Raw genomic sequence first — 23,352 nt, forward strand, 5'->3', positions numbered from 1 at the left:
CCCTGCGCGCGGCTACAGGTCGCCGCGCGGAGCGTGGAAGGCCGCCAGGAACGCGCGCAGCGACGCTGGCTTGATCGGCTTGGTCAACAACCGGTAACCGCGCTCGCGCGCCATCCGTTTCAACTCATCGCGGCCGTCGGCGGTGAGCAGCGCGCCCGGGATCGCCCGTCCGGCCTTTTCGCGCAGCGCCACCAGCGTATCCAGCCCGTCCAGGCGGTCATGCAGGTGGTAATCCACCAGCATCACGTCCGGCTGTTCTTCCACCTTCTGCAACGCCTGGTCCACCGTGCTCGCGGTGATCACCTGCACCTGCCAGCGTCCCAGCAGCGCGCGCATGCCATCCAGGATTTCCTGGTCGTTGTCCACGCACAGCACGCGCATGCCCGCCAGCGAATCGGGGCGGGCCTGCAGCGGCGGCGACGTTGCCGGGGCGGCGATCGGCAATGCCGGCGCGTCCACCTTGGGTAGCAGGATCGAAAACATGCTGCCGGTGCCCACCCGGCTGCGCGCATTCAACCGGTGGTCGAGCAGGCGCGAGATGCGCTGGCAGATCGACAGGCCCAGTCCCAGTCCCTGCTCGCCCCAGTCGAAGGGCTGCTGGTAACGGTGGAACTCATCGAAGATCTGCTGCATGTGGTGCTCGGGAATGCCGGGGCCGGTATCCCACACCTGCAGTTCCACTTCGTCGCCACGGTGGCGCACCGCCAGCACGATGCGGCCCTGGCGGGTGTAGCGCAGTGCATTGGCGAGGAAGTTCTGCAGCACCCGGCGCAGCAGACGGCGATCGCTGCGCACCCAGGCCGGCCGCGCTGAAAGATCCATGCGCAGGCCGCGGCCGGCGGCGACCGGCGAGTACTGCGCGGCCAGCTCGCGCATCAACAGGCCCACATCGAAATCGCCAATCACCGGGTGCAGGCCGCCGGCATCCAGCCGCGACACATCCAGCAGCCCATCCAGCAGTTCCTCGGCGGCACGCAGCGAGGCATCCACGCGCTCGGCCAGGTGGCGCTGTTCTTCGTTGTTGTGGTGGGTCTCGCGCAGCGCCGAGGCGAACAACCGCGCTGCGTTCAGCGGTTGCAGCACGTCATGGCTGATCGCCGCCAGGAAGCGCGTCTTGGATTGCTGTGCCATCTCGGCCACGTGCGAGCGCTCGGCCACGCGCTGCTCCAGGGTTTCGTTGGCCTCCAGCAATGCCCTTTCGGCATGCTTGTAATCGGTGATGTCGTTGTAACTGGTGACATAGCCGCCACCCGGCAGCGCCTGGCCGCGCATTTCGATTACTTTGCCATCGCTGCGGGTGCGCTCGAAGATATGCGGCGAGCCGGCGCGCATATAGCCGATGCGGCGGTTGATCTGTATGTCGATATCGCCCTCGCCCAACTCGCCGCGCTCGGCGTTGTAGCGGATCAGGTCGGCCACCGGCCGGCCGACATAGAGCATGCCGTCGGGGTACCCGAACATCTGCTGGTAGCGGCGGTTCCAGGCGGTCAGGCGCATGTCCGGATCGACCACGCTGACCCCGGCGCTGATGTTCTCCAGCGTGGTCGACAGGATCTCGCGGTTGAAGCGCAGCTCCTGCCCCGCTTCATCCAGTACCGCCACCACCTCGCCCAGGTCCATGCCCGAGCCGCGCAGCAGGCTGGTCAGCAGCAGGCGCGCCGACGCCGCACCGATCGAGGCCGCCAGCAGGCGCTCGGTGAACTGCACCCAGGCGCGGTCGGCCGGCGCGGACGCCTGCAGTTCGCGGCTCATCGACTGCGCCTGCTCGAAGAACGATCGCCGCGCGTGGCGATCACCCACCACGCGCGAGGCCAGTGCCAGCAGGTCGCCGACATGTACGTTGCCCGGCCACGCACCGGCCACCGAAGGCCGCTGCGCGTAAGGGTCCAGGAACGGGGCGGCACGCAGGCGCTCGTCCACGCCCGGCCGCCAGCGCACCGACACCAGCACCATCGCGGCCACGTTGACCAGCAGCGACCAGAACGTACCGTGGGTGAGCGGGTCCCAGCCGCGCATGCCGAACAGGTGTTGCGGCTGCAGCCACTCGATGCCGAACGGGCCCTGCACCAACCACGCCGCATCCATCCAGCCGGCATGGGTCAGCGCCGGCAGCAGCAGCGTGTAGGCCCAGGTGCCGAAGCCGAGCAGCATGCCGACCTCCACGCCCTTGCGGCTGGCACCGCGCCAGTACAACCCGCCGATCAGCCCCGGCGCGAACTGCGCCACTGCCGCGAAGGCCATCAGCCCGTACGAGGCCAGCGTGCTGTCGTTGCTGCTGCCGCGGTAGTAGCTGTAGGCCGCCAGCGCCAGCAGCAGGATCGCCGTGCGCCGGATCCACAGCACCCGCGAGGCGACATCGGCCGCTTCCTGGTGGTCGCCACTGCGGCGCAGCAGCACCGGCATCACCAGGTCGTTGCTGACCATGGTGGCCAGCGCGATGGAGGCCACGATGACCATGCCGGTAGCGGCCGAGAAACCGCCCACGTAGGCGACCAGGGCCAGGAACTTGCGCCCTTCGGCCAGCGGCAGGGCCAGCACCATGCTGTCGTCAGCCACGCTGCCACCGGTACCGAACAGGGTGACCCCGGCGGTGGCGATCGGAATCACCATCGCCGAAATGATCACCAGGTAGGCGCCGAACATCCAGCGCGCGCGGCGGATATCGCGCACGTCGCCACACTCCACCACGGCCACGTGGAACTGGCGTGGCAGGCAGATGATCGCAAGGAAACTGAGCAGCGTCTGCGAAATGAACCCCACCGGCGGCAACCCACTGAACAGGGTGTGCGCCGACCGCAGCACCGCATCGGTACGGTCGCTCAACCACAGGTAGGCGAACAGCCCCAGCGCCACCATCGCGATCAGCTTGACCATCGACTCCAGCGCGATGGCCAGCATCATGCCGTGGTGGTGCTCGGTAGCATCCACCTGACGGGTACCGAACAAGGTGGCGAACAAGGCCATCAGCAGCGCCACGTACAACGCCGGATCGGTGAAGAAACCGGTGGGGCCGACGTTGCCGGTGAGCACCTGCAGGCTCATCGCCACCGCTTTGTACTGCAGCGCCAGGTACGGCACGATGCCGATCAGCGCGATTACCGCCACCAGCGCCGCCAGCCGGCGTGAGCGCCCGAACCGCGAGGAGATGAAGTCGGCGATGGACACCACGTTCTGGCTACGTGCGATCAGCGCCAGGCGTTCGATGATGCGCCAGCCGAACAGCCACAGCAGCAGCGGCCCCAGGTAGATCGGCAGATAACCGATGCCGTGGCGTACCGCCGTGCCGACCGCGCCATAAAAAGTCCACGACGAGCAGTACACCGCCAGCGCCAGGCTGTAGACCACCGGGCGCAGCCACGGCCGGTCCGGATACATCGGCCGTCGGTCGCCCCACCACGCCACGCCGAACAGCAGCGCGGCATAGACCACCGATACCAACAGCAGGATCCAACTGGAGACCACGGGGTGATTCCGTCAGGGCAGGGGCCGTAGATCACGACCGGTGGTCGTGATGAAACCACAGTCGCCCGGTAGATCACCACCATTGGTCTTGATGGCACCCACCCGGCAGGTCACGACCGTTGGTCGTGACCGCAGCGGATCATTCGGCCGGGACGCCCATTTCCTTCAGCAGCGCCGGCGCCGGGTAGACCTTGGCCAGCAGCCAGCGCAGGTAGCGCATGTCCACGTGCACGGCGCGCTTGTAGCGCGGGTCGAACCACCAGCTGGCACTCACCGACTCCCAGTTGCTGTCGAAGTTCAGCCCGATCAGCTCGCCCTTGGCATTGAGCACCGGTGAGCCGGAGTTGCCGCCGGTGGTGTCCAGGTTGGTCAGGAAGTTGACCGTCTGGATCTTCAGCACCGGGTCGGCGGTGGAACCGAAATCGCCCTTGGCGATCGCCGCCAGCAGCGGCTTGGGCGCGTCGAACGGATAGGCGTTGGTATTCTTTTCGACGATCCCGGCCACGGTAGTCACCGGATCGACATGCACCGCATCGCGCGGCGACAGCGCCTCCACCTTGCCGTAGCTGATGCGCAGGGTGCGGTTGGCATCGGGATACACCGCGCGGCCCTGTTTGGCCCGCCATGCAAACAGTGCCCGCATGTAGGCCGGGCGCAGGCGCAGCTGCTCGCCCGCGCGCGCCTTGCTCTGGTCGTCCAGGCGCAGCTGCGCGGCCACCAGCGGGCCAGCCAGGTCGATCAGCGGGTCACGCGCCAGCGGCTTGCCGTCGCGGGCGGCGGCGAAGCGTGACAGGCGCTGCGCTTCATCGCCCAGCGTGGTGCTGGCGTACAGCCCGTCCAGCGCCTTGGCCAGCGCTGCCGGGGTGCGCCCGAAGGCCGCGTCGAACTCGGGCACGCGTTGTGCCTCGGGCAGCTGCTGGTAGCGGGTCAGCAGCGTGGTCAGCAGCGCCTTTTCCACCTCGGGCGAATAGCGACGCTGCACCTGCTTCAAGGTGCCTTCGATCAGCGCCAGGTCGCGCTGCTGGTAGCCGCTTTCGCGCTCGGCATCGGGCTTGGCCGATTCAATGCGCAGGCGTTCCAGGGTCAGCGCCGAACGCAGCAGCTGGCTCTGCGCCGACAGCAGGTCCAGCAGCAGGTCGCGTTCACCCACCGACGCGCCCTGCGACAGCGAGCCCAGCAGCGCCTGGATGTCGCCCTGGAATTGGGCGTCGGTAGCCTTCAGCATCGCGCCTTCGTCGCTGGCGCGCTGGGTCTTGGCATCGCTGCGCAGCAGGCCTTCCAGCTCGCCAGCGGCACGCTTGCGGTTGTTCTTCAGCGACTGCAGCTGCGAGGCGTAGCGGGTACGCGCCTGCGCATCCTTGGCGGTGGCCGCCTCGATGGTGTCGATCATCTGCTGGAACACCGCCACCCGGCGCGGCAGCACCGCATCGACCTGGCCGGCGAACTCGGCCGCGGTGCGGTGGCGGTAGGTGATGCCCGGGTAGCCGGCCAGCATCGCGTAGTCGCCGGTTTTGGGGCCATCGATGGCCATCTTCAGGTGCGCCGGCGGCTGGTAGGGCACGTTGTCCACGCTGTACGGGGCCGGCTTGCCGTCCTTGCCCACGTAGGCACGCAGCAAGGTGAAATCGCCGGTGTGGCGCGGCCACATGAAGTTGTCGATCTCATCGCCGTAGTTGCCGATCGCGCGCGGCGGCGCGTATACCAGCCGCACATCGCTCAGTTCGAGCTGGCGGATGCGGTAGAAATCGGTGCCGTAGTACATGTCGGCCACGCTGCAGCGCACGTTGCCTTCTTTTTCGCAGTCGGCCACCAGCTGCTTGCTGGCGCGGTCCACCGCATCGAAGTAGGCCCGGCCGGTCTGGCCGCGCGCATCGCGCAGCACCTCGTCGGTGACCTTGTCGAAACCGGTGGTGACCAGCACGCGGAAATCCGGGTTGGCCGCGCGCTCGTCGCCGCGGCCCTGGGCGATGAAGCCATCGTCGATCAGGTTGTGCTCGGGCGAGCTGTTGTACTGGATCACGCCCATCGCCACGTGGTGGTTGGTGAGCAGCAGGCCATCGGCGGACACGAACGAACCGGTGCCACCGCCGGCACGTACGACGGCACTCAACGGGGGCGCGGTGACGTTGGCCAGGTCGGCCGGGTCACCCTTGAAGCCTGCCGCTTTCAGCGACTTGGCCAGCGCCGGCAGCTGGGTCGGCATCCACATGCCTTCATCGGCGTGGGCGCCGGCGGCAAGGGTCAGGCCGAGGGCCAGGGCGGTGGCGAGAGGTTTGCGTGGCGACATGGGCACTTCCGGTACGTCAGAACAGCCCGGGACCATAGCCGCTGCGCCCCGCAGGGGCAACGGCCGATGGTTGGGTAGCCAGCAGCATCACGACCAACGGTCGTGATCTACTTTTCTCTTCGCCAGTTCAACGAACCGCGGTTTTCCACCGTGCTCGACTCTACTTCCAGGTCAAACCCACGGCGCAGCAGGTACTTCAACGTCAGCACCGAGCCGCTGCCCACCAGCGATACGCCATACCCCACATACAGCTTGGGCGAGATGTACTTGCCCACGCCGATCACCGACCCGCCCAGCGCGCGCGACTGGCTCACCCCGGCATCGTCCAGGCCGAGCTTGGCCCCCAGCTGCGAGGCGAGCAGGCCGCTGCCGGCCGAGATCGCCGCCGAGGCCGCGTTGACCTGCTGGGCCTGGTCGCTGCTGGCACCGGTCAGGCTGCGGCCCAGCACCAGGTAGGCCAGTGCTTCGGACTGCGACATCGCCGGGTCCGACCACACATCCACGCGTGGTGACTGCGCGCGCCCGGTGACATCGATCCCGGCGGTGACATCGCCGATCCGGCGCTCGGCGCGGATGTTGATGCGCGGGTCGGCCACCGCGTTGTAGTTCCAGCTGAGGTTGCCGCGGGTGATGGTCAGGTCCTGGCCATACGCCTTGTAACGCCCGCTCACTTCCAGCCCGCCGTTGGCGGTCATTTCGCGGCCCGGTCGCGACCACACCTGCATCTTGCCGCCCAGCGCACCCTTCAGACCGAATCCGCTCATCTTGACCTTGTCGCCGAGGCTCACGGTCAGGTCCATGTCCAGCGGCGAGGTCGGCGTTGCCTCCGGATCGACCGGATCCAGCACCACCACGTCCTCGGACACCGATGTGCCCCGGTCCAGGCGTTCCAGGTCCAGGTCGGCCTCGGGCACGTGCACGGTGCCGCGCAGTTGCATCGCGGTACCGGCCAGGGTGAACTCCAGGTTGGGATTGGCAACCACGCGCAGTTCGCTGGTGTTGGCCAGCAGCACGTTCTCGCCATGGATGTGCAGTTGCAACGGTTGCGCATCGCCGAACCACGACAGCCCGCCATCCACGTACAGCGTGCCCTTGCCGGAGTTGGCCTGCGCGCTGATCTTGGCCGAGCCGTCCGGCTGCGCGATGAAGCTGCCTTTGCCTTCAGCGAAGGTCAGGCCCAGCGCCGGGAACTCGCCATTGAACTTGCTCAGCGTTGCTTCGCCGCCCAGCGTCGGCGTGCCGCGGGTGCCGCGCAAGCTGACGTGGCCTTCGATCAGACCGGTGGGACGCACGATGTCCGGCGAGAACAACTCCAGCCAGTACAGCCGCGCGATGTTCATGTACAGCTCGCCGTTGAGCGGCGCATTGGCATCCCAACCGGTCTGCACCTTGGCATCGACGAAGCCGTCGCCCTTGAAACCGACGCCGAGCTTGGCGTTGATCTGCGCCGGGGTCATGTCCAGCGTGGCCGAGAACTGGTCGTAGCGCACCAGTTCGCCACGGGCGTTGTCGCCTAGGCGGATGCCGCCTTCGGGCGATGCGATCTTGACCGTGCCCTCGAAGGTGTTGCCACGTGGGCGGATACGCCCGTCCAGGGTCAGCTCACCGCGCAGGTACATGCGCCGCCCCGATTGCGGCGGCAGCCACGGCTGCACCAGCGACAGCGGCAAGGCATCGCCGCGCACCAGCAGGCCTTCGCGCGGCCAGTTGGCGCTGGCGCACAGCGCGCCACCGGTGGCCGCCCCCAGGCAGGTATCGCTGAGGGTGAAATTGCTGCCCTGTACGCTGAAGGTGGCCGGCGCCCGCAGGCTCCACGCATCGCCCTTGACCGGTGCGATGCGCAGCGCGCCGAGGTCGCCGCGCCACGCCTGGCCCTGCTGGCGTACGGCCCCCTGCAGTGCGATCGCGCCGAGTTCGTTTTTGGTCTGTGCCTCCAGGCGCAGGTTGGAGACGCTGCCGCGGGCATCCACGTTGAGCGTATCCAACAGCATGCCGACCTGCACCTTGCTGCCCTGCACGGCCAGCGTGCCGGTGTCGCCCTGCCATGGCAGGCGGCCCTTGATGCTGATCGCCTCGGCGCTCCAGTCCTCCCAGCGCAGGCCGCTGCCGACCAGGTCGGCGGTGATGTCCGGCGCCGCACGCGGCCCCTTCACCTGCACATGGCCGCGCAGGCTGCCGGTGCTGCCAGGCAGCAGGTCGTCCAGCTGCACCGGCTCCAGCTGCGCGTCGATGTCGAGCCGGTCGCCGACCGAGCCCTTGGCGCTCAGGCGGCTGTTGCCCAGCGCCAACGTCAGGTTGCCCTCGCCCTGCTCGCCACGCAGGGCGAACTTGCCCTGCGCATCCAGCGCGCGCTTGCGCAGCGTGCCCTTGATGCCCGGCACGTCGACGGTGGCTTCATAGGACCCGGCGGTACCAACCGGGCTGCCGGCCGGCGGCGGCAACTGCCGCCCCTTGGAAGCCAACGCGCCGGACAGCTTGCCGTCCCAACCCGGGGCGAAGTAACCCGGATCGAAACCGGCCAGCTTGGCGGCAACGTCCCAGTCCAGCTGCGGTGCCCACGCCACCTGCCCGGTGACATCCAGCGAGCCGCCCGGCGTACTGGCCTGCAGCTGCTTGATCTGTGCGTTCTGATCGTTGCCACGTACGTCGAACTGCAGGTCGGCGACCTGCTTTTCGCGTTCCACCGAGGCCTTGCCCACGGCCGCCCATGCTTTCAACGTACCGGCCAGGCCCAGGCGCGCTTCCTTCAGCGTCACCGGCACCGGCGCGGCCGCACCCGGGGTGGTGGTGTCGGCGGCGGGCACGAAGGTCAGGTCGTTGGCGACGATGGAGAAGCGCAGGCTGGCGTTTTCCTTGTCGGTGAAATCGGCCTTGCCCTGCAACCGCGCCTGGCCGCCGAAGGCCTTGACCTGCAACGGCGCCACAGTCAGCACCTGGTCGGCCAGGCCAATCTTGGACGGGGCCAGTTCCACCGCGATGTCGCCCTGTTTGAAGCGGCCCTGCAGGTTGGCCTGGCCTCCTTTGCCATCGGCCTGGAAATCCAGTGCCATCGGGGTGCTCGCGCCGGCATCCATCCCGGGCACCAGCAGCGCCAGGTCCAGTTGCTTGCTGCGTGCGCTGGCCTTCCACACCGGATCGGTGCGGCCATCGAACACCAGGCTGGCCTGCAGCGGCGCTGGCGCGTTACCGGCCACCGCCACTTCCATATGCCCCAGGTCGCCACGTGCGACCAGGCCCAGCCGCGCCGGGGTACGCCCGCGCGGGGCCGGCAGCAGTGCGCCGAGGGTGATGTCGGTGTCGTAATTGCTGCGCGGCAGGTAGCGTCCGTCCACGCGGAAGTCGCCCATGTCGCTGTCGATCTTGAGCTGGGTGGCGCGGAATTCGCCATTGGCGATTTCCACCCCGCCGCGCAGCTTGGCGATGTCGATCAGCGGCTGCTGCGCCTGGGTGATACGGAACCCATCGATGATGATGGTGTCGGCCTGGATCGCCAGCGGCATCTCGATCTGCGGCAGCGAATCGGGCCACGACGGCAGCTCGAACGGTTCCTCGCTCTTGGCCAGGTTGAGCGTGGCGTTCTTCAGCTGCAGCGCATCGAGCCGCAGCTTGCGGCCCAGCAGCGGGCGGATGTCCGGATCCAGGTAGGCGCGCTCGGCGGTGAAGTGGATATCGTCGTAACGGAAATCCAGGTCGTGCAGCACCAGCGGGCCGGCGACCGGGCCATCGACCTTGCTCCAGGTCAGGCTGGCGCCCACCGGCAACCGCGCCACCACCTGGGCCAGCAGCACGTCGCGGCCGGCCACGGTCTGCAGCAGCCAGTACACCAGCAGCAGGGCCAGCAGCACCAGGCCCAGCACGGTCAGGCCGGACCATGCCCAGAAGCGGCGCCTGCGATAGAAGCGGCGGCGCGGCGGCGGCGGTGCGGCAGAAGCGGAAGGCGTCGGCGTGCTCACAGGTCCGCTCCGATGTTCAGGTACAGCTGGAACTGCGAGTCGGGGTCGTTCAGGCCGTGCGCGATATCCACGCGCACCGGGCCCACCGGCGATTTCCAGCGCACGCCGAAGCCCACACCGGTATGCAGGTCGATGGTGTTGTCGAACGCGCTGCCGGTATCGACGAACACCGCCGCGCCCCACGGACCGCCCTTGAAGTAGTGCTCGTACTCGGCCGACCCGACCACCAGGTTCTTGGCGCCCAGCGCGAATTTATCCGGCTCGGGGGTGCGCGGGCCGACTTCGCGGTACGCGTAGCCGCGGATGCTGCGGTCGCCACCGGCGAAGAAGCGCAGGCTGGGCGGCATCGCCACCAGGTCGCTGGTCCAGGTGGTACCGCCTTCGCCGCGCAGGATCAGGCGGTCGGTGTCGCCGATCGGCACGTACCAGCGCAGCACCATGTTGGCCTGCACGAAGCTGGTGTCCGAACCGACCCCTTCCACGCCGGTGCGCAGGGTCGCGCTGCCGCTGATGCCCTTGCGCGGGAACAGCCGGTCGTCGACGTTGACGTAATCGGCCACCAGCTGCGGGTAGACCAGCGTGGAGGTGTTGTAGACCGCATTGGTGAATTCGGTGCCCGAGGCATAGCGCCAGCGCTCGCGCAGCGCGTTGACCGAGGCGATCGCGGTCCAGTTCTCGTTGATCTCACCGCTGCGGCTGGCGCTCAGCTTGAAGTTGCGCAGGTCGATGTAGTCGGTCTGCTCGTCGTAGGCGCTGGCGGTGAACGCATACCAGCCATCCAGCCACTTGAACGCCGGAATGCGGTAGCTGGTGACCAGGCTCTTGCGCTTCTGCGCATAGTCCAGCTGGGTGTTCATCTTGTGGCCGCGGTTGTTCAGGAACCGCCGCTCCAGGCCACCGCGCACACCGGCCCCACTCTCGCTGCCGTAGCTCAGGCCGGCGGTGTAGATGGTGCGCTTGGCCCGGGTCAGGTTGACGTCCACCGGCACATCGCCATGTTCATCGGCCTGGTCCGGGCGCGGCTGGATGTCGATCACGCTGAAGTAGTCCAGCTTGGTCAGCGACTCCCGCAACCGGTCCAGCTTGCCTTCGTGGAAATAGCTGCCCTTGTCCCAGTAAACCAGCGGATCGAACAGCCTGTCGACGAAGTAATCCTGGTGGAAGCGGATGTCACCTATGTTGTAGCGGCGGCCGCTGTCCCAGGTCAGGTCGATGTCCGCGGCGTTCTCCGCGCGGGTAATCTGCACCTGGCGCTGGGTGTAATCGGCATCGAAGTAACCGCGTTCGGCCAGGCGCCGGGTGACGGTGATCTTGCTGGCTTCGTACTGGGTGTGCTCGAAGCGCTGGCCTTTGCGCGGCTTGAACTTTTCCAGGTCGTCCTGCAGGTACTGGTCGTTCTGCGCCGGGCCGGTAATGTCGATGTGCTCGCGCCGGACCAGGGTCGGCACGCCTTTGTCGACATGGATCACCACGCGCAGGTTCTCGCCTTCGCGGGGGCTTTCGACCGTGATCACCGGGTTGTAGTAGCCAAATGGCTCCAGTGCGCCACGGGTCTGGCGTTCGGCCTGGGACAGCAGGTACTCCAGCCGCGACTCGCCCTGCGGTTTGCCGATGGTGTCGTAAAGCGACAGCGAGACCTCGATGTTCTCGATCATCTCGGCGTCGTCGCCCTTGTCCAGTCCGTTGATGTCCACTTTCTCGATGGTGCCGCGGGCGTGTGCCACCGAGACGGTGGCCAGCGACAGGAACATCAGTGGAAGGGCGTAATTCTTTGGCTGCATGGGCACAGCATAACGGGCCATCGTGACCATGCGAAATCGGCGGGGGCGTTTCATGAATGAGGTGAAGACGCTGTTAAATTCAGCCACCTTCGTCCATCTATCCGCGTACACGACACGCCCCGCCGTAGAGCCGACCGTTGGTCGGCTGCGTCACCCCGGTCGACATCGGACGACAACGGCAGCCGACCAACGGTCGGCTCTACGGCGGGGTGCCCCCCATCAGCTGGACAGGTGCTCGATCGCCGCCACGCTGCCCAGGCGATCGCCCAGGCGCTTGAGCAGGGCCAGGCGGTTGGCCCGCAAGGCCGGGTCTTCGGCATTGACCATCACCGCATCGAAGAACGCATCCACCTGCGGACGCAGCCGCGCCAGGCGGTTGAGCACGCTGATGTAGTCCTTGTGGTGCAGGCTGGCGTTGCTGTCGTTGATGGCCGCTTCCACCGCTTCGGCCAGCTCGCTTTCGGCCGGCTCGGCCAGCAGCGCCGGGTCGACCATGCCCGGGATCTCGCCCTCGGCCTTGCGCAGGATGTTACGGATGCGCTTGTTGGCCGCGGCCAGCGCCTCCGCTTCGGGCAGCGCGGCGAAGGTGCCGATCGCATCGATGCGGCGGTCAAGGTCGTACAGCGAGGCCGGCTTCAACTCGGCTACCGCATTGAAATGCGTGGCCGGCACGCCCTTGTCGGCGTAGTAACCGCGCAGGCGATCGAGGATGAAGTCGTAAAGATCCTGCGGCAGCGCCTCGGTCTTGCGCTCCACGCTGGGCTGCACGCCCGCCGGCAGTGCGGCAATCGCCGTGGCGATCAGCGCGCGCAGGTCGATGTCGATACCCGATTCGATGATCGTCCGCGCCAGCCCCAGCGCATTGCGGCGCAGCGCGAACGGGTCCTTGTTGCCGGTCGGCTTCAACCCTGCGGCAAACCCGCCTGCCAGGGTGTCCAGCCGCTCGGCGATGGCCAGCACCTTGCCCAATGCCGACAGCGCGATGTCATCGCCACCGAAGCGCGGCTGGTAGGCCTCGTCGATGGCCAGCGCCACCTCGGGCGATTCGCCACCGGTCAGCGCGTAGTGGCGGCCGGCGATGCCCTGCAGTTCCGGGAATTCGTTGACCATGCGCGACTGCAGGTCGTTCTTGGCCAGCAGCGCGGCGCGCCTGGCCAGCACCGGGTCGGCGCCCACCTGCGGCGCGATCGCCTCGGCGAGTGCGACCACGCGCTGCACCTTGTCGGCCACGCTGCCCAGCTTGGCCTGGTAGGTGACGGTCCTGAGACCGTCTCCCATCGATTCCAGGCCCTGCTTGAGGTCTTCGTCGAAGAAGAACTTGGCATCGGAGAAGCGCGGGCGGATCACCCGCTCGTAGCCCTTGGCCACTTCGGCCACATCCCTGGACTCGATGTTGGCGATACCGATGAACTTCTCGGTCAGCTTGCCGCCAGCATCCAGCACCGGGAAGAACTTCTGGTTGATCTCCATCGTCTCGATCAGCGCTTCCTGCGGTACCGCCAGGAACTCACGCTCGAAACTGCACAGCACCGCGGCCGGCCATTCGACCAGGTTGACCACCTGCTCCAGGTTGTCGGGAGTGATCCGTGCCTGGCCACCGGCCTGGGTGGCCGCGGCAGTGACCGCCTCGACGATGCGCGCCCGGCGCACGTCGGCATCCACCAGCACATAGGCGGCCTGCAGCGACGCGATGTAGTCATCCGGGGTGGTCAGCCACACCGTCTTGTCGTGCATGAAGCGATGGCCGCGGCTCATGCGGTCGGCGGTCAGGCCCAGCAGTTCGGCCTCGACGATGTCGCCGCCGTGCAGCAGCACCAGCCAATGCACCGGCCGGGCGAACCCATAGGCGTGGCTGCCCCAGCGCATCGGCTTGGGGATCGGCATCGCCGCGATCGCCTCGCGCAGGATCTCCGGCAGCAACGTGGCGGTACGCGCGCCCGGAGTAGTGGCGCGGTGCACGAAGCGCTCGCCCTTGGCATCGGTGGTGCGCTCCAGTGCGCTCCAGTCGAGCCCGGCCTTGGCCGCGAAGCCCTGCAGCGCCTTGGTCGGCTGGCCGTCGGCATCCAGCGCGATGTTCAGGTACGGGCCCAGCACTTCGGAATGCTGCTCGGGCTGTTCCACCGCCACGCCGGGCAGCAGCACCGCCAGCCGGCGCGGGGTCGACAGCGGCTTGGCATCGCCCAGCTCGACGGTCACGCCACGCTTGGCCAGCCCGTCGACCACGCCATCGAAGAACGCCTGGGCCAGGCCCGGCAGCGCCTTGACCGGCAGTTCTTCGGTCCCCAGTTCAATCAACAGCGGCAGCATCGTGCTCATGCCTGCACCTCCTTGGCGGCAATCGCTTCGATGCGCTTGGCCTGGTAAAGCTTCGCCACCGCCTGGGCCAGCGCGCGCACGCGCAGGATGTAGCGCTGGCGCTCGGTCACGCTGATCGCGCGGCGCGCATCGAGCAGGTTGAAGGCATGGCTGGCCTTGCATACCTGCTCGTAGGCCGGCAGCGGCAGGCCGACATCGACCAGCTTCTGCGCTTCCTTTTCGCACGCATCGAAGCGATGGAACATTTCGTCCACGTCGGCGTATTCAAAGTTGTAGGTGCTCTGCTCGATCTCGTTCTGCAGGTACACATCGCCGTAGGTCACCGGCGTGCCGTCCGGCCCGTAGGTCCAGACCAGGTCGTAGACGTTGTCGCAGTTCTGCAGGTACATGCACAGGCGCTCGAGACCATAGGTGATCTCGCCCAGCACCGGCCTGCACTCCAGGCCACCGGCCTGCTGGAAGTAGGTGAACTGGGTCACTTCCATGCCGTTGAGCCACACTTCCCAGCCCAGGCCCCAGGCGCCCAGCGTCGGCGACTCCCAGTTGTCCTCGACGAAGCGCAGGTCATGCACCAGCGGGTCGATGCCCAGCGCCTTGAGCGAATCCAGGTACAGCTGCTGGATGTTGTCCGGGCTCGGCTTCATCGCCACCTGGTACTGGTAATAGCGCTGCAGGCGGTTGGGGTTCTCGCCGTAGCGGCCATCGGTGGGACGGCGCGACGGTTGCACATACGCGGCATTCCAGCTTTCCGGTCCGATCGAACGCAGGAACGTGGCCGGGTGGAAAGTGCCGGCGCCCACCTCCAGGTCCAACGGCTGGATCAGCACGCAGCCCTGCTGCGCCCAATACTGGTTGAGGGTCTGGATCAGGCCCTGGAAAGTGATCGGAACGCTCTTGGTGACGGACATGCGGCGGATTCTTGCCTGCAGGAGGGGTGCGCTAGTATAGCGAGGCGCCCCCGCGGCCTGAGTGCGCTGCGGTGATGAACCTCCCCGCATGCGTCCGGCCACCGCCGCGCACGCCGTTGAGATGTCCAGCGACCGGTCCGGGGGGAATCCGGCCACCCCTTCCATTTCTGCGTGCCCGGCACGCCCTGAGGATCTTCGCGGATGGATCAGCGCCCCGTGGCACCCCTCCCCTCCCAGGCCGTGGCCGCATTGCCCGCGGGCCGGCTCGGCTTCGAGCAGGTGGTGGCGGCCCTGGTCGCCGACGGCCTGGTGGCCGAGTCGGACCTGGAGCGCATCCGCTTCTCTGCCCAGGGCGCGCGCAACGCCAGCGAAGTGCACCCGCTGGTGCTGCTGGCCAATCTCAAGCTGGCCGCCAGCGGAGGCGGCGAGCTGGGCCTGGAGCGGTTGACCGAATGGCTGGCCACGCGCACCGGCACCCGCTACCTGCGGATCGACCCCACCCGGGTCGATGTGGCCTCGGTGACGGCCCTGGTTTCCCATGCCTATGCACGCCGCCACCGCTTCCTGCCGCTGGCAGTGGACAGCGAGCGGCTGCTGGTGGCCACCAGCGAGCCACTGGCCCAGGAATGGCTGCGCGACCTGCAGCACCTGACCCGGCGCCGGATCGAGCTGGCCGTGGTCAATCCGCTGGACCTGCACCGCTACACGATGGAGTTCTTCGGGGTGACCCGTTCGGTGCGCGGCGCGCGCGGCGACGTGCGCGGCGAGACCAACAGCACCCTGCCCAGCTTTGAACAACTGGTCGAGCTGGGCCGCGCCGGTGACGTCAACGCCGATGACCAGCACATCGTGCACATCGTCGATTGGCTGCTGCAGTACGCCTATGAACAGCGTGCGTCGGACATCCACCTGGAACCGCGCCGCGACATGGGCCGCATGCGCTTCCGCATCGACGGCGTGCTGCACAAGGTGTTCGAGGTGCCGCCGGCGGTGATGACCGCCGTGGTCAGCCGCATCAAGGTGCTCGGGCGCATGGACCTGGCCGAGCGCCGACGGCCGCAGGACGGCCGCATCAAGACCCGCTCGCCGGGCGGGCGTGAAGTGGAAATGCGCCTGTCGACCATGCCCACCGCGTTCGGCGAGAAGTGCGTGATGCGCATCTTCGACCCGGATGCGGCCTTCAAGAGCATCGACCAGCTCGGTTTCAGTCCCCAGGAAGCAGCCGGCTGGACCGCTCTGGTCGAGCGCCCGCACGGCATCGTGCTGGTCACCGGGCCCACCGGCTCGGGCAAGACCACCACGCTGTATTCCACGCTCAAACGCCTGGCCACGCCGGAGGTGAACGTGTGCACGGTGGAAGACCCGATCGAAATGATCGCGCCGGAATTCAACCAGATGCAGGTGCAGACCAACATCGACCTGGATTTCGCCAGCGGCGTGCGCACCCTGCTGCGGCAGGACCCGGACATCATCATGATCGGCGAAATCCGCGACCTGGAAACCGCGCAGATGGCGGTCCAGGCCTCGCTCACCGGGCACCTGGTGCTGTCCACCCTGCACACCAACGACGCGCCCTCGGCGATCACCCGCCTGCTCGACCTCGGCGTGCCGCACTACCTGCTCGCCTCCACCCTCAATGGCATCCTGGCCCAGCGCCTGGTGCGCACCCTGTGCCCGCTGTGCAAGGTGCCGCGACCGCTCAGCGCGGCCCAATGGGCGGTGCTGGCTGATGCCGATGAAGCATTACCTGAGTCGCCCACGCCATATGCACCGGCCGGTTGCCTGGATTGCCGGCGCACCGGTTACAGGGGCCGGGTAGGCCTGTATGAGTTGCTGCCATTGGGCTCGCGGCTGCGCAGCCTGATCCGCGCGGACATGGATCTGGCCGGTTTCAGCCGTGCCGCGCGTGCTGAAGGACTGCGTACCCTGCGGCGCGCGGGACTTGAAAAGGTAGCCGCAGGGCTGACTACAATCGAGGAAGTTCTGTCAGTGCTGCCGCCCCCGGATGAATTCCACCCCGTTCCTGATTCTTGAAACCGGCCAACCCGTCGCCTCGCTGCGACGCTACGGGCGCTTCCCGCACTGGATCCGGGTGGCCGCCGGGCTGGATGCCGACGAAACGGTGGTGGTCGATGTCGAACACGGCGGCCACCTGCCCGACCCACGCAACTTCGCCGGGGTGATCGTCACCGGCTCGGCGGCCTACGTCACCGACCACGCCGACTGGAGCGAGCGCAGCGCGCGCTGGCTGCGCGAGGCCGCCCACGACGGTCGCCCGGTGTTCGGCATCTGCTACGGCCACCAGCTGCTCGCGCATGCGCTGGGCGGCGAAGTGGCCTACAACCCGGCCGGCCGCGAGTCGGGCACCATCGAGTTGTCGCTGGATCCGTCGGCCAGCAGCGATCCGCTGTTTGCTGGCCTGCCCGAGCGCTTCCCGGCCCATGCCACCCACCTGCAGACGGTGCTGCGCGCGCCCGAGGGTGCGGCCATCCTGGCGCGGTCGGCCCAGGACAACTGCCATGCCTTCCGCTGGGGCCGGCAGGCGTGGGGCGTGCAGTTCCATCCCGAGTTCGCCACCCACCACATGCGCGGCTACGTGCGCGCCCGCGCCGAGTGCATCCGCAGCCATGGCGGCTGCGCGCGCAGCGTCGCCCGCGGGGTCAGCGCCGCGCCGCTGGCGCGCCAGCTGCTGCGCCGTTTCGTACGCCAGGCGCGCAACGCCTGAGCCAGCGGCCCGCCGCTGCGACGGAGCGTCCCGCCCCTGCGTTGCGGCCTTCAGGTGACGGGCGCGGAAAACAGGGATAATCGATCCGATTCGGGGCAAGCATGCCCCTTCCCCCTGTTCCGGAATGGTATGAGCGATATTCGCAAGCTGCCCGCCTCGGCTGGCGCCCAATGGTTGCTGGATGCGTTTTCCCTGTACGCCCGCGCGCCGATGCAGTTGGCCGTGCTGGGCGTGGTCGGCATGCTGGTCAGCTCGCTGATCCTGGTGCTGGCGCAGATGCTGCCGGGTTGGTTGGGGCTGCTGGTGCAGCTGCTGTCGCTGGCGGTGGGCCCGTTGATCTTCGGCGGCATGCTGTGGGCGGTCAGCGAGATCGACCAGGGGCGGCGCGGCTTGCCGACCCACCTGCTGCAACCCATCCGCGACCACCGCGTGAGCCACCTGCTGGTGCCGCTGGCGATCCAGCTGATTGCGGTCATCGCGCTGGGTACGCTGCTGTTTGCGCTGATCGGCAGTGAGGGCTTCAGCTCCTTCAGCGGATTGCTGCACAAGGCGCAGGAGCTGCAGCAGTCCGGCCGTCAGCTTGGCAATGACGAAGCGCTGGCGCTGATGGCCGATGTGCCGGTCAAGCGGATCATGCTGTGGGTCCTGATCGCCTTCGCCACGTTCGTCGCGTTGAGCATGGCCATGTTCGCCCAGCCGGCGCTGGTGATGTTCGATCGCCAGAGCGGCATGCATGCGCTGCGCATGAGCCTGCAGGGCTGCATCGAGAACTTCAGCGCGATGGCGGTGTTCATGGTGCTGGGCCTGATTGCCGCGGTGTGCCTGTACATCCTGATGCTGATCCTGATGCAGGTCGCCATGCTGCTCGGCGGCATGGGCGCGGCGGCATTCGTCATGCAGCTGACCATGACCACGGTGATCATGCCGCTGTACGTCGGCGCGGTGTATGCCGCGTGGAAGCAGATGTTCGCGCACCGCACCCGCAAGGGCGGGCCGCCGGTGGTGCCCCAGCCGGACAACGTGTTCGTCGCCTGACTACATCCGCGTAAAGCCGACCGTTGGTCGGCTGCCTTCACCGGCACCGATCAACCGGTGGACTTCACCACCGACGATGGCACCAGCCATCGCGCCGCGTGTATCCCCAGCTCGTAGAGCAGGCACATCGGAATGGCCAGCAGCAGCTGCGAGACCACGTCCGGCGGGGTCAACACCGCGGCCACGATGAAGATGCCGACCACCGCATAACCCCGGCTTTCCTTGAACTGCTGCGGCGTCACCCAGCCCATCAGCACCAGGATCACCATCGCCACCGGCAACTCGAAACTGGTGCCGAACGCGAAGAAGATCGCCAGCACGAAGTCCAGGTAGGCATTCGCATCCGGAGTGATCGCAATCACCTCCGGCCGGAACGTGGTCAGGAAGTGGAACACCGCCGGCAACACCAGGAAGTAGGCGAACGCGCAGCCCAGGTAGAACAGCAGCACCGAAGACGCCAGCAGCGGCACCGCCAGGCGCTTTTCGCGCGCGTACAGGCCCGGTGCCACGAATGCCCACAACTGGTACAGCAACCACGGCACCGCCACGAACAGCGCCACGAAGAACGTGAGCTTCAACGGCGCGAAAAAGGCGCCTGCCGGATTGGTCGCAATCATGGTCTGCCCGTTGGGCAGCTGCGAGATCAGTGGCTCGGCCAGCCAGGTATAGATCGTGCGCGAGAACGGCAGCAACAGCAGCAGCACCGCCAGCAGGCCGATGATGGCGCGCACCAGGCGGGCGCGCAGTTCGATCAGGTGTTCCACCAGGGAGCTTTCGGGATAGTCCTTCTCGCTCATCGCGCCTCCTCCCCGTGTGGCGGAACGGGCGCATCGTCCACGCGGTCGTTCACCGGCAACCGCGCATCGGCCGGTGTCACATCCGCCTGCGCCGTACGCGGCGCGCTGCCATCGATGCCCGGCGGTGCCATCGCATCGCGCGGCGCGGCGCTGGCCGCCTCCTCGGTATCAGCGGCCACCACATGCTGGGCCACGCTGGCCGGCGAACCGGGCACGGGGCCGGTCATCAACGGTGCTTCGCTGGCGCCGGCGGCCACCTCATCGCCCTGCCGTGCCACGTCCTGGCGCATCTGCTCTGCCTCGCGACGTACGGCTTCGCCACTGGCGCGCAGCTGCGCTTCGGTGTCCTGCACCGATGCCTGCACATCGCGGAACTGGCGCTTGATCTCGTCGGCGTGCAGCTCGCGCTCGAGCTCCTGCTTCACCGAATCCCACTGGTTGCGCGCGCGGCGCACCCACAGACCGGCGAAGCGCGCCGCCTTGGGCAGGCGCTCGGGGCCAAGAACCACCAGGGCCACTACTGCGATCAGCAGCAGCTCACTGAAACCGATATCGAACACGCCGTGCGTTCCCGATCAACGCGGATCGCGGTCGTGCTCGGTCTTCGACGCTGTCGTCGAGTCCTGCGGACGCGAACCGTCGCCGAGCTGTGCGTTCGGCTTGTCCTCGTCGTGCATGCCCTTCTTGAATTCCTTGACGGCGCTGCCAAGGTCCTTGGCGCCGCTGGTCAACTTCTTGGTGCCGAACACCAGCAGAACGATGACCAGCACGACCAACCAATGCCAGATGCTGAAACTGCCCATGAGCTGCTCGCGTTACGTAGTGATCAGACGGTTGAGCATAGCGCACCGGCTGTAAGCCGGCGCGCGTGTCGAAAGTCAGTTGCCGTCCAGCGATTCAGTTCGCACTTCACCTTCGCCCACCGGCTGGAAGCCCTGCTGCGGCGCCGGCTGGGCCGGTACGGCCTGCAGCGGCGCGGTGGTCGCGCCTGCGGCCGGTGCCTGTTCAGTCACCGGGGCAACGGCCGGCGCGGCCTGGCGGGCTGCCGGGGCCGGGGCGCTGCCGGCGGTGCCGCGCTTTTCGCGGGCGCTATAGGTGGCTTCTTCCAGGCGATCGCGGAAGGCCACCACGTCGATCGACGGCGGTTCACCCACGCGCCCCTCGAACACCATGCGCGGGGTCGTGTTGCTGCCGTAGGCATCCAGGTTGGCGGCATCGTCGATCTGCAAAATCGCACCGTCCAGTGCGACACCGGCAAACAGGCCGCGCGCGCGCGACCACGACCAGATCTCGGCCTTCAGCTGGCCATCGGTGGCCGCCGCCGCATTGCGACCCACCGGGCCGGCCGCCACACCGGCATCAGCGCCCAGGGTGAATTTGCCATTGACCAGATTGTCCAGGCTGCGGTCATTGCGGAACACCAGCACCACGTCGGAGGACTGCACACCGGCCTGGAAGCCGATGCTGCCGCCGGTGAGCTTGACGAACACCGGGTTGGACCAGCTGCCGTCGGCATTCTTCACCGACATCAGGCCATGGCCCCGACGCCCACCAATCACCAGTCCGGCCTTGATCGTGTCGGGAATGACCACGATCGCGCGGCCTTCATCCAGCAATTTATCGGGAATGCCCTGCTCGGGCATCTGCTGGATTTCATTCAGCACGCGCACCGCGTTGCGGGCGCGCTGGTCTTCCTGTGGCCCGGCCACCGCCTGGGTGGACAGCAACAGGCTGGCGGAGATCAGCAGTACAAGGCTCAGGCGGCGCATGGCGGGCTCCAGAAGTCGATTCAGACGAAGATAAAGCAACTTGTTGAAATTAGTGGGCTTGCGATGAATCCGCAATGAGTGAAGCCCTCTATCGATATACCCAGCATATGCCGCTTATCAGCTGATTCCATCCCGCCAATCGCGCAGACCTGCGAGAATGGCTCCCATGCTCGACGCACCCGACACCGCCGTGCTGGCGGTCAATCTAGGCACGCCCGAGACGCCAACCGCCCCGGCGGTGCGTCGCTATTTGGCTGAATTCCTCACCGATCCGCGCGTGGTCGCGATCCCGGCCGTGCTGTGGAAGCCCTTGCTGTACGGGCTGATCCTGCCATTGCGCAGTGGCCGCTCGGCCGCCAAGTACGCCCAGGTGTGGCTGCCGGAGGGCTCGCCGTTGATGGTGCATACCCGCCGCCTTGCCGAGGCCATGCAGGCCCTGATGCCCAACCTGCGGGTCCGCCATGCAATGCGTTACGGGGCCCCGGCGCTGACCGCCGAGCTGGACCGGCTGGCCGCTGAAGGCCTGCGCCGGATCGTGGTGCTGCCGCTGTATCCGCAGTACTCGACCACCACCACCGCCTCGATCGAAGACCAGGTGCGCCACTGGCAACCCCGCCATCCCACCGTCACCGTCACCCTGGTGCGCGACTACGCGGTCGACCCGGACTGGGTATCGGCGGTGGCCGGCTCGGTCCGCCAGTGGTGGAAGGCCCACGGGCGCGGCGAGAAACTGGTGTTTTCCTTCCACGGCATTCCGCAGCGGCTGGCCGATGCCGGCGATCCGTATCCGCAGCGCTGCCACGCCAGTGCCCGCGCGATCGCCGAGGCACTGGGCCTGGCCGACGACGCCTGGCAGCTGACCTACCAGTCGCGCTTCGGCCGCGAGAAGTGGCTGCAGCCTTATGCCGAGCCGACCCTGTGGGCGATGGCCGAGGCCGGCGTCCGCACGATCGACGTGATCTGCCCGGGCTTTGCCACCGACTGCCTGGAAACGCTGGAGGAAGTAGCCATCGGCTTCACCGAAACCGTCGCCGCGCGCGGCGCGACGATGCGCTACATCCCCTGCCTCAACGATGCTCCCGACCATGCGCTGGCATTGTCGCGGTTGAGCATCGCCGCACTGGCATGAGCCTGCAGCCGTTCTCGCTGACGGTGGCCGGCAGCCACGTGGCCGGCCTGCGTTCTGCACCGCATGCCGGCAGGCGGGTTCTGGCACTGCATGGCTGGCTCGACAACGCGGCCAGCTTCCTGCCGCTGGCCACGCAGCTGCCCGCACTGGACCTGGTCGCCATCGACCTGCCCGGCCATGGCCACAGCGCCCATCTGCCGCCCGGCACCCAGTACAACACCCCCGGCGCGATCTGCCACGTGCTCGATGTTGCCGATGCGTTGGGCTGGGATCGCTTCAGCCTGCTCGGCCACTCGATGGGCGCGGGCATCGCCAGCCTGACCGCCGCGGCCGCACCGGAACGCATTGAACGTCTGGTCGCGATCGAAGCGCTTGGCGGCCTGCGTGGCCCCGAAACTGAAACCGCCCAGCGACTGCGCGAACACGTCCGCGCCGCGCGTGCACTGCCGGGCCGCAACCTGCGCGTGTTCGCCGACCTGTCCGCGCCGATCCGCGCGCGGATGATGGCCAACCAGCTCAGCGAACCCTGCGCGCGGCTGCTGGTCGAACGCGGCGTCAAGCCGGTGGAGGGCGGCTACAGCTGGTGCAGCGACCCGCGCCTGATGCTGCCCACCGCGATGCGCCTGAGCGAAGCACAGATCGACGACCTGCTGGCCGCCATCGAATGCCCTACCCAGGTCATCTATGCCACGCCCGCGCAGTCCTACTATCCCGAGCCCCTGCGCAGCCAGCGCATCGGCCTGCTGCGCGATGGTCGTCTGGCGGTGTTCCCGGGGACGCACCACCTGCATATGGAGCATCCGCAGGTGGTGGGTGAGGTGATCGGGAATTTCTTCGCCCGATAGCGCGTTTCCCCGCGTCCTGCGACATCCGGACGCACTCAATTTCTGCAGCCGCTGACCGATACCGATAGGGCAGGCCGAACTGTCCGGCCCATGTCGTCGCTTGCTCCGCCGTTGCGAAGCCGCGCATCACCCGAGGCCTCGAGGGAACGTCGTCGCAATGCCGCTTTGGCCGTGCCATCGCCCACCGGATCGGGCCATGCCGGCGGTGCGCCACCCGGCCATCGCGGCCGGCGCGCGCCGCTCTCCCCTTCGTCCGTCCTACTTGCCTACCACGCAGCGCCCACCGCATTGACGGTGACTGGCGCCCCTTTGCCTGTCCTTGACCCTGGAGTTTCCATGTCTGCC

15 protein-coding genes are annotated in these 23,352 nt (G+C 67.6%); 5 read left to right on the forward strand and 10 right to left on the reverse strand.

What is annotated here, in order from left to right; genetic code table 11:
- Positions 1–12: 12 nt before the first annotated feature.
- The 6 genes from AC3IR9_RS20525 to glyQ form a co-directional block, all read right to left on the reverse strand.
- Positions 13–3,462, reverse strand: coding sequence for a hybrid sensor histidine kinase/response regulator (locus AC3IR9_RS20525; RefSeq protein ID WP_489293106.1), 3,450 nt, complete (start codon positions 3,460–3,462; stop codon positions 13–15).
- Positions 3,463–3,601: 139 nt separating this feature from the next.
- The gene (locus tag AC3IR9_RS20530) at positions 3,602–5,749 is read right to left on the reverse strand and encodes a S46 family peptidase (RefSeq protein ID WP_489293108.1); all 2,148 of its coding nucleotides are present in this window, start codon (positions 5,747–5,749) and stop codon (positions 3,602–3,604) included.
- Positions 5,750–5,856: 107 nt separating this feature from the next.
- Positions 5,857–9,702, reverse strand: coding sequence for a translocation/assembly module TamB domain-containing protein (locus AC3IR9_RS20535; protein ID WP_489293109.1), 3,846 nt, complete (start codon positions 9,700–9,702; stop codon positions 5,857–5,859).
- Positions 9,699–11,483 (reverse strand): autotransporter assembly complex protein TamA, encoded by a 1,785-nt coding sequence (locus AC3IR9_RS20540; protein ID WP_489293111.1) that lies wholly within the window; start codon positions 11,481–11,483, stop codon positions 9,699–9,701. Before AC3IR9_RS20540 ends, AC3IR9_RS20535 begins: the two co-directional genes overlap by 4 nt.
- 219 nt (positions 11,484–11,702) lie before the next feature.
- Positions 11,703–13,799 carry a glycine--tRNA ligase subunit beta gene (gene glyS / locus AC3IR9_RS20545; RefSeq protein ID WP_489293113.1) on the reverse strand — a complete coding sequence of 699 codons (2,097 nt, stop codon included), beginning with the start codon at positions 13,797–13,799 and terminating at the stop codon, positions 11,703–11,705.
- Positions 13,796–14,707: a glycine--tRNA ligase subunit alpha gene (gene glyQ / locus AC3IR9_RS20550; protein WP_489293115.1), complete on the reverse strand. Its 912-nt coding sequence runs from the start codon at positions 14,705–14,707 to the stop codon at positions 13,796–13,798. The genes glyS and glyQ overlap by 4 nt, the downstream gene beginning before the upstream one ends.
- A 201-nt stretch (positions 14,708–14,908) precedes the next feature.
- Here glyQ and AC3IR9_RS20555 point away from each other — a divergent pair, with 201 nt between their 5' ends.
- The 3 genes from AC3IR9_RS20555 (at position 14,909) to AC3IR9_RS20565 (ending at position 18,467) form a co-directional block, all read left to right on the forward strand.
- A complete protein-coding gene (locus AC3IR9_RS20555; RefSeq protein WP_489293116.1) occupies positions 14,909–16,741 on the forward strand; it encodes a GspE/PulE family protein in 1,833 nt (610 codons plus the stop codon).
- Positions 16,713–17,432 (forward strand): glutamine amidotransferase, encoded by a 720-nt coding sequence (locus tag AC3IR9_RS20560; protein WP_489293118.1) that lies wholly within the window; start codon positions 16,713–16,715, stop codon positions 17,430–17,432. The genes AC3IR9_RS20555 and AC3IR9_RS20560 overlap by 29 nt, the downstream gene beginning before the upstream one ends.
- Positions 17,433–17,561: 129 nt before the next feature.
- Positions 17,562–18,467 (forward strand): BPSS1780 family membrane protein, encoded by a 906-nt coding sequence (locus AC3IR9_RS20565; RefSeq protein ID WP_489293119.1) that lies wholly within the window; start codon positions 17,562–17,564, stop codon positions 18,465–18,467.
- Between the two features lie 50 nt (positions 18,468–18,517).
- Here AC3IR9_RS20565 and tatC read toward each other — a convergent pair whose 3' ends face one another.
- From tatC to AC3IR9_RS20585, 4 genes are all read right to left on the reverse strand, one after another.
- Positions 18,518–19,264 (reverse strand): twin-arginine translocase subunit TatC, encoded by a 747-nt coding sequence (tatC, locus tag AC3IR9_RS20570; protein WP_489293121.1) that lies wholly within the window; start codon positions 19,262–19,264, stop codon positions 18,518–18,520.
- Positions 19,261–19,824 (reverse strand): Sec-independent protein translocase protein TatB, encoded by a 564-nt coding sequence (gene tatB, locus AC3IR9_RS20575; protein ID WP_489293122.1) that lies wholly within the window; start codon positions 19,822–19,824, stop codon positions 19,261–19,263. The genes tatC and tatB overlap by 4 nt, the downstream gene beginning before the upstream one ends.
- Before the next feature lie 15 nt (positions 19,825–19,839).
- Positions 19,840–20,067: a Sec-independent protein translocase subunit TatA gene (gene tatA, locus AC3IR9_RS20580; protein WP_489293123.1), complete on the reverse strand. Its 228-nt coding sequence runs from the start codon at positions 20,065–20,067 to the stop codon at positions 19,840–19,842.
- A 75-nt stretch (positions 20,068–20,142) separates the two neighbouring features.
- Positions 20,143–21,033, reverse strand: coding sequence for a lipid-binding SYLF domain-containing protein (locus AC3IR9_RS20585; RefSeq protein WP_489293124.1), 891 nt, complete (start codon positions 21,031–21,033; stop codon positions 20,143–20,145).
- Positions 21,034–21,199: 166 nt separating this feature from the next.
- Here AC3IR9_RS20585 and hemH point away from each other — a divergent pair, with 166 nt between their 5' ends.
- Complete coding sequence (gene hemH, locus AC3IR9_RS20590; RefSeq protein ID WP_489293125.1) at positions 21,200–22,162, forward strand: ferrochelatase; 963 nt, start codon at positions 21,200–21,202, stop codon at positions 22,160–22,162.
- Positions 22,159–23,007: an alpha/beta fold hydrolase gene (locus tag AC3IR9_RS20595; protein WP_489293126.1), complete on the forward strand. Its 849-nt coding sequence runs from the start codon at positions 22,159–22,161 to the stop codon at positions 23,005–23,007. The genes hemH and AC3IR9_RS20595 overlap by 4 nt, the downstream gene beginning before the upstream one ends.
- Positions 23,008–23,352 lie beyond the last annotated feature (345 nt).

It is taken from the genome of Stenotrophomonas sp. GL_101, from assembly GCF_057835675.1.

Excerpts from the sequence above, each read along its gene's own strand:
- AC3IR9_RS20530 (WP_489293108.1), bottom strand. The coding sequence starts at position 5,749 with ATGTCGCCACGCAAACCTCTCGCCACCGCCCTGGCCCTCGGCCTGACC.
- AC3IR9_RS20540 (WP_489293111.1), bottom strand. The coding sequence starts at position 11,483 with ATGCAGCCAAAGAATTACGCCCTTCCACTGATGTTCCTGTCGCTGGCC.
- glyS (WP_489293113.1), bottom strand. The coding sequence starts at position 13,799 with ATGAGCACGATGCTGCCGCTGTTGATTGAACTGGGGACCGAAGAACTG.
- glyQ (WP_489293115.1), bottom strand. The coding sequence starts at position 14,707 with ATGTCCGTCACCAAGAGCGTTCCGATCACTTTCCAGGGCCTGATCCAG.
- AC3IR9_RS20555 (WP_489293116.1), top strand. The coding sequence starts at position 14,909 with ATGGATCAGCGCCCCGTGGCACCCCTCCCCTCCCAGGCCGTGGCCGCA.
- AC3IR9_RS20560 (WP_489293118.1), top strand. The coding sequence starts at position 16,713 with ATGAATTCCACCCCGTTCCTGATTCTTGAAACCGGCCAACCCGTCGCC.
- AC3IR9_RS20565 (WP_489293119.1), top strand. The coding sequence starts at position 17,562 with ATGAGCGATATTCGCAAGCTGCCCGCCTCGGCTGGCGCCCAATGGTTG.
- tatC (WP_489293121.1), bottom strand. The coding sequence starts at position 19,264 with ATGAGCGAGAAGGACTATCCCGAAAGCTCCCTGGTGGAACACCTGATC.
- tatA (WP_489293123.1), bottom strand. The coding sequence starts at position 20,067 with ATGGGCAGTTTCAGCATCTGGCATTGGTTGGTCGTGCTGGTCATCGTT.
- AC3IR9_RS20585 (WP_489293124.1), bottom strand. The coding sequence starts at position 21,033 with ATGCGCCGCCTGAGCCTTGTACTGCTGATCTCCGCCAGCCTGTTGCTG.
- hemH (WP_489293125.1), top strand. The coding sequence starts at position 21,200 with ATGCTCGACGCACCCGACACCGCCGTGCTGGCGGTCAATCTAGGCACG.
- AC3IR9_RS20595 (WP_489293126.1), top strand. The coding sequence starts at position 22,159 with ATGAGCCTGCAGCCGTTCTCGCTGACGGTGGCCGGCAGCCACGTGGCC.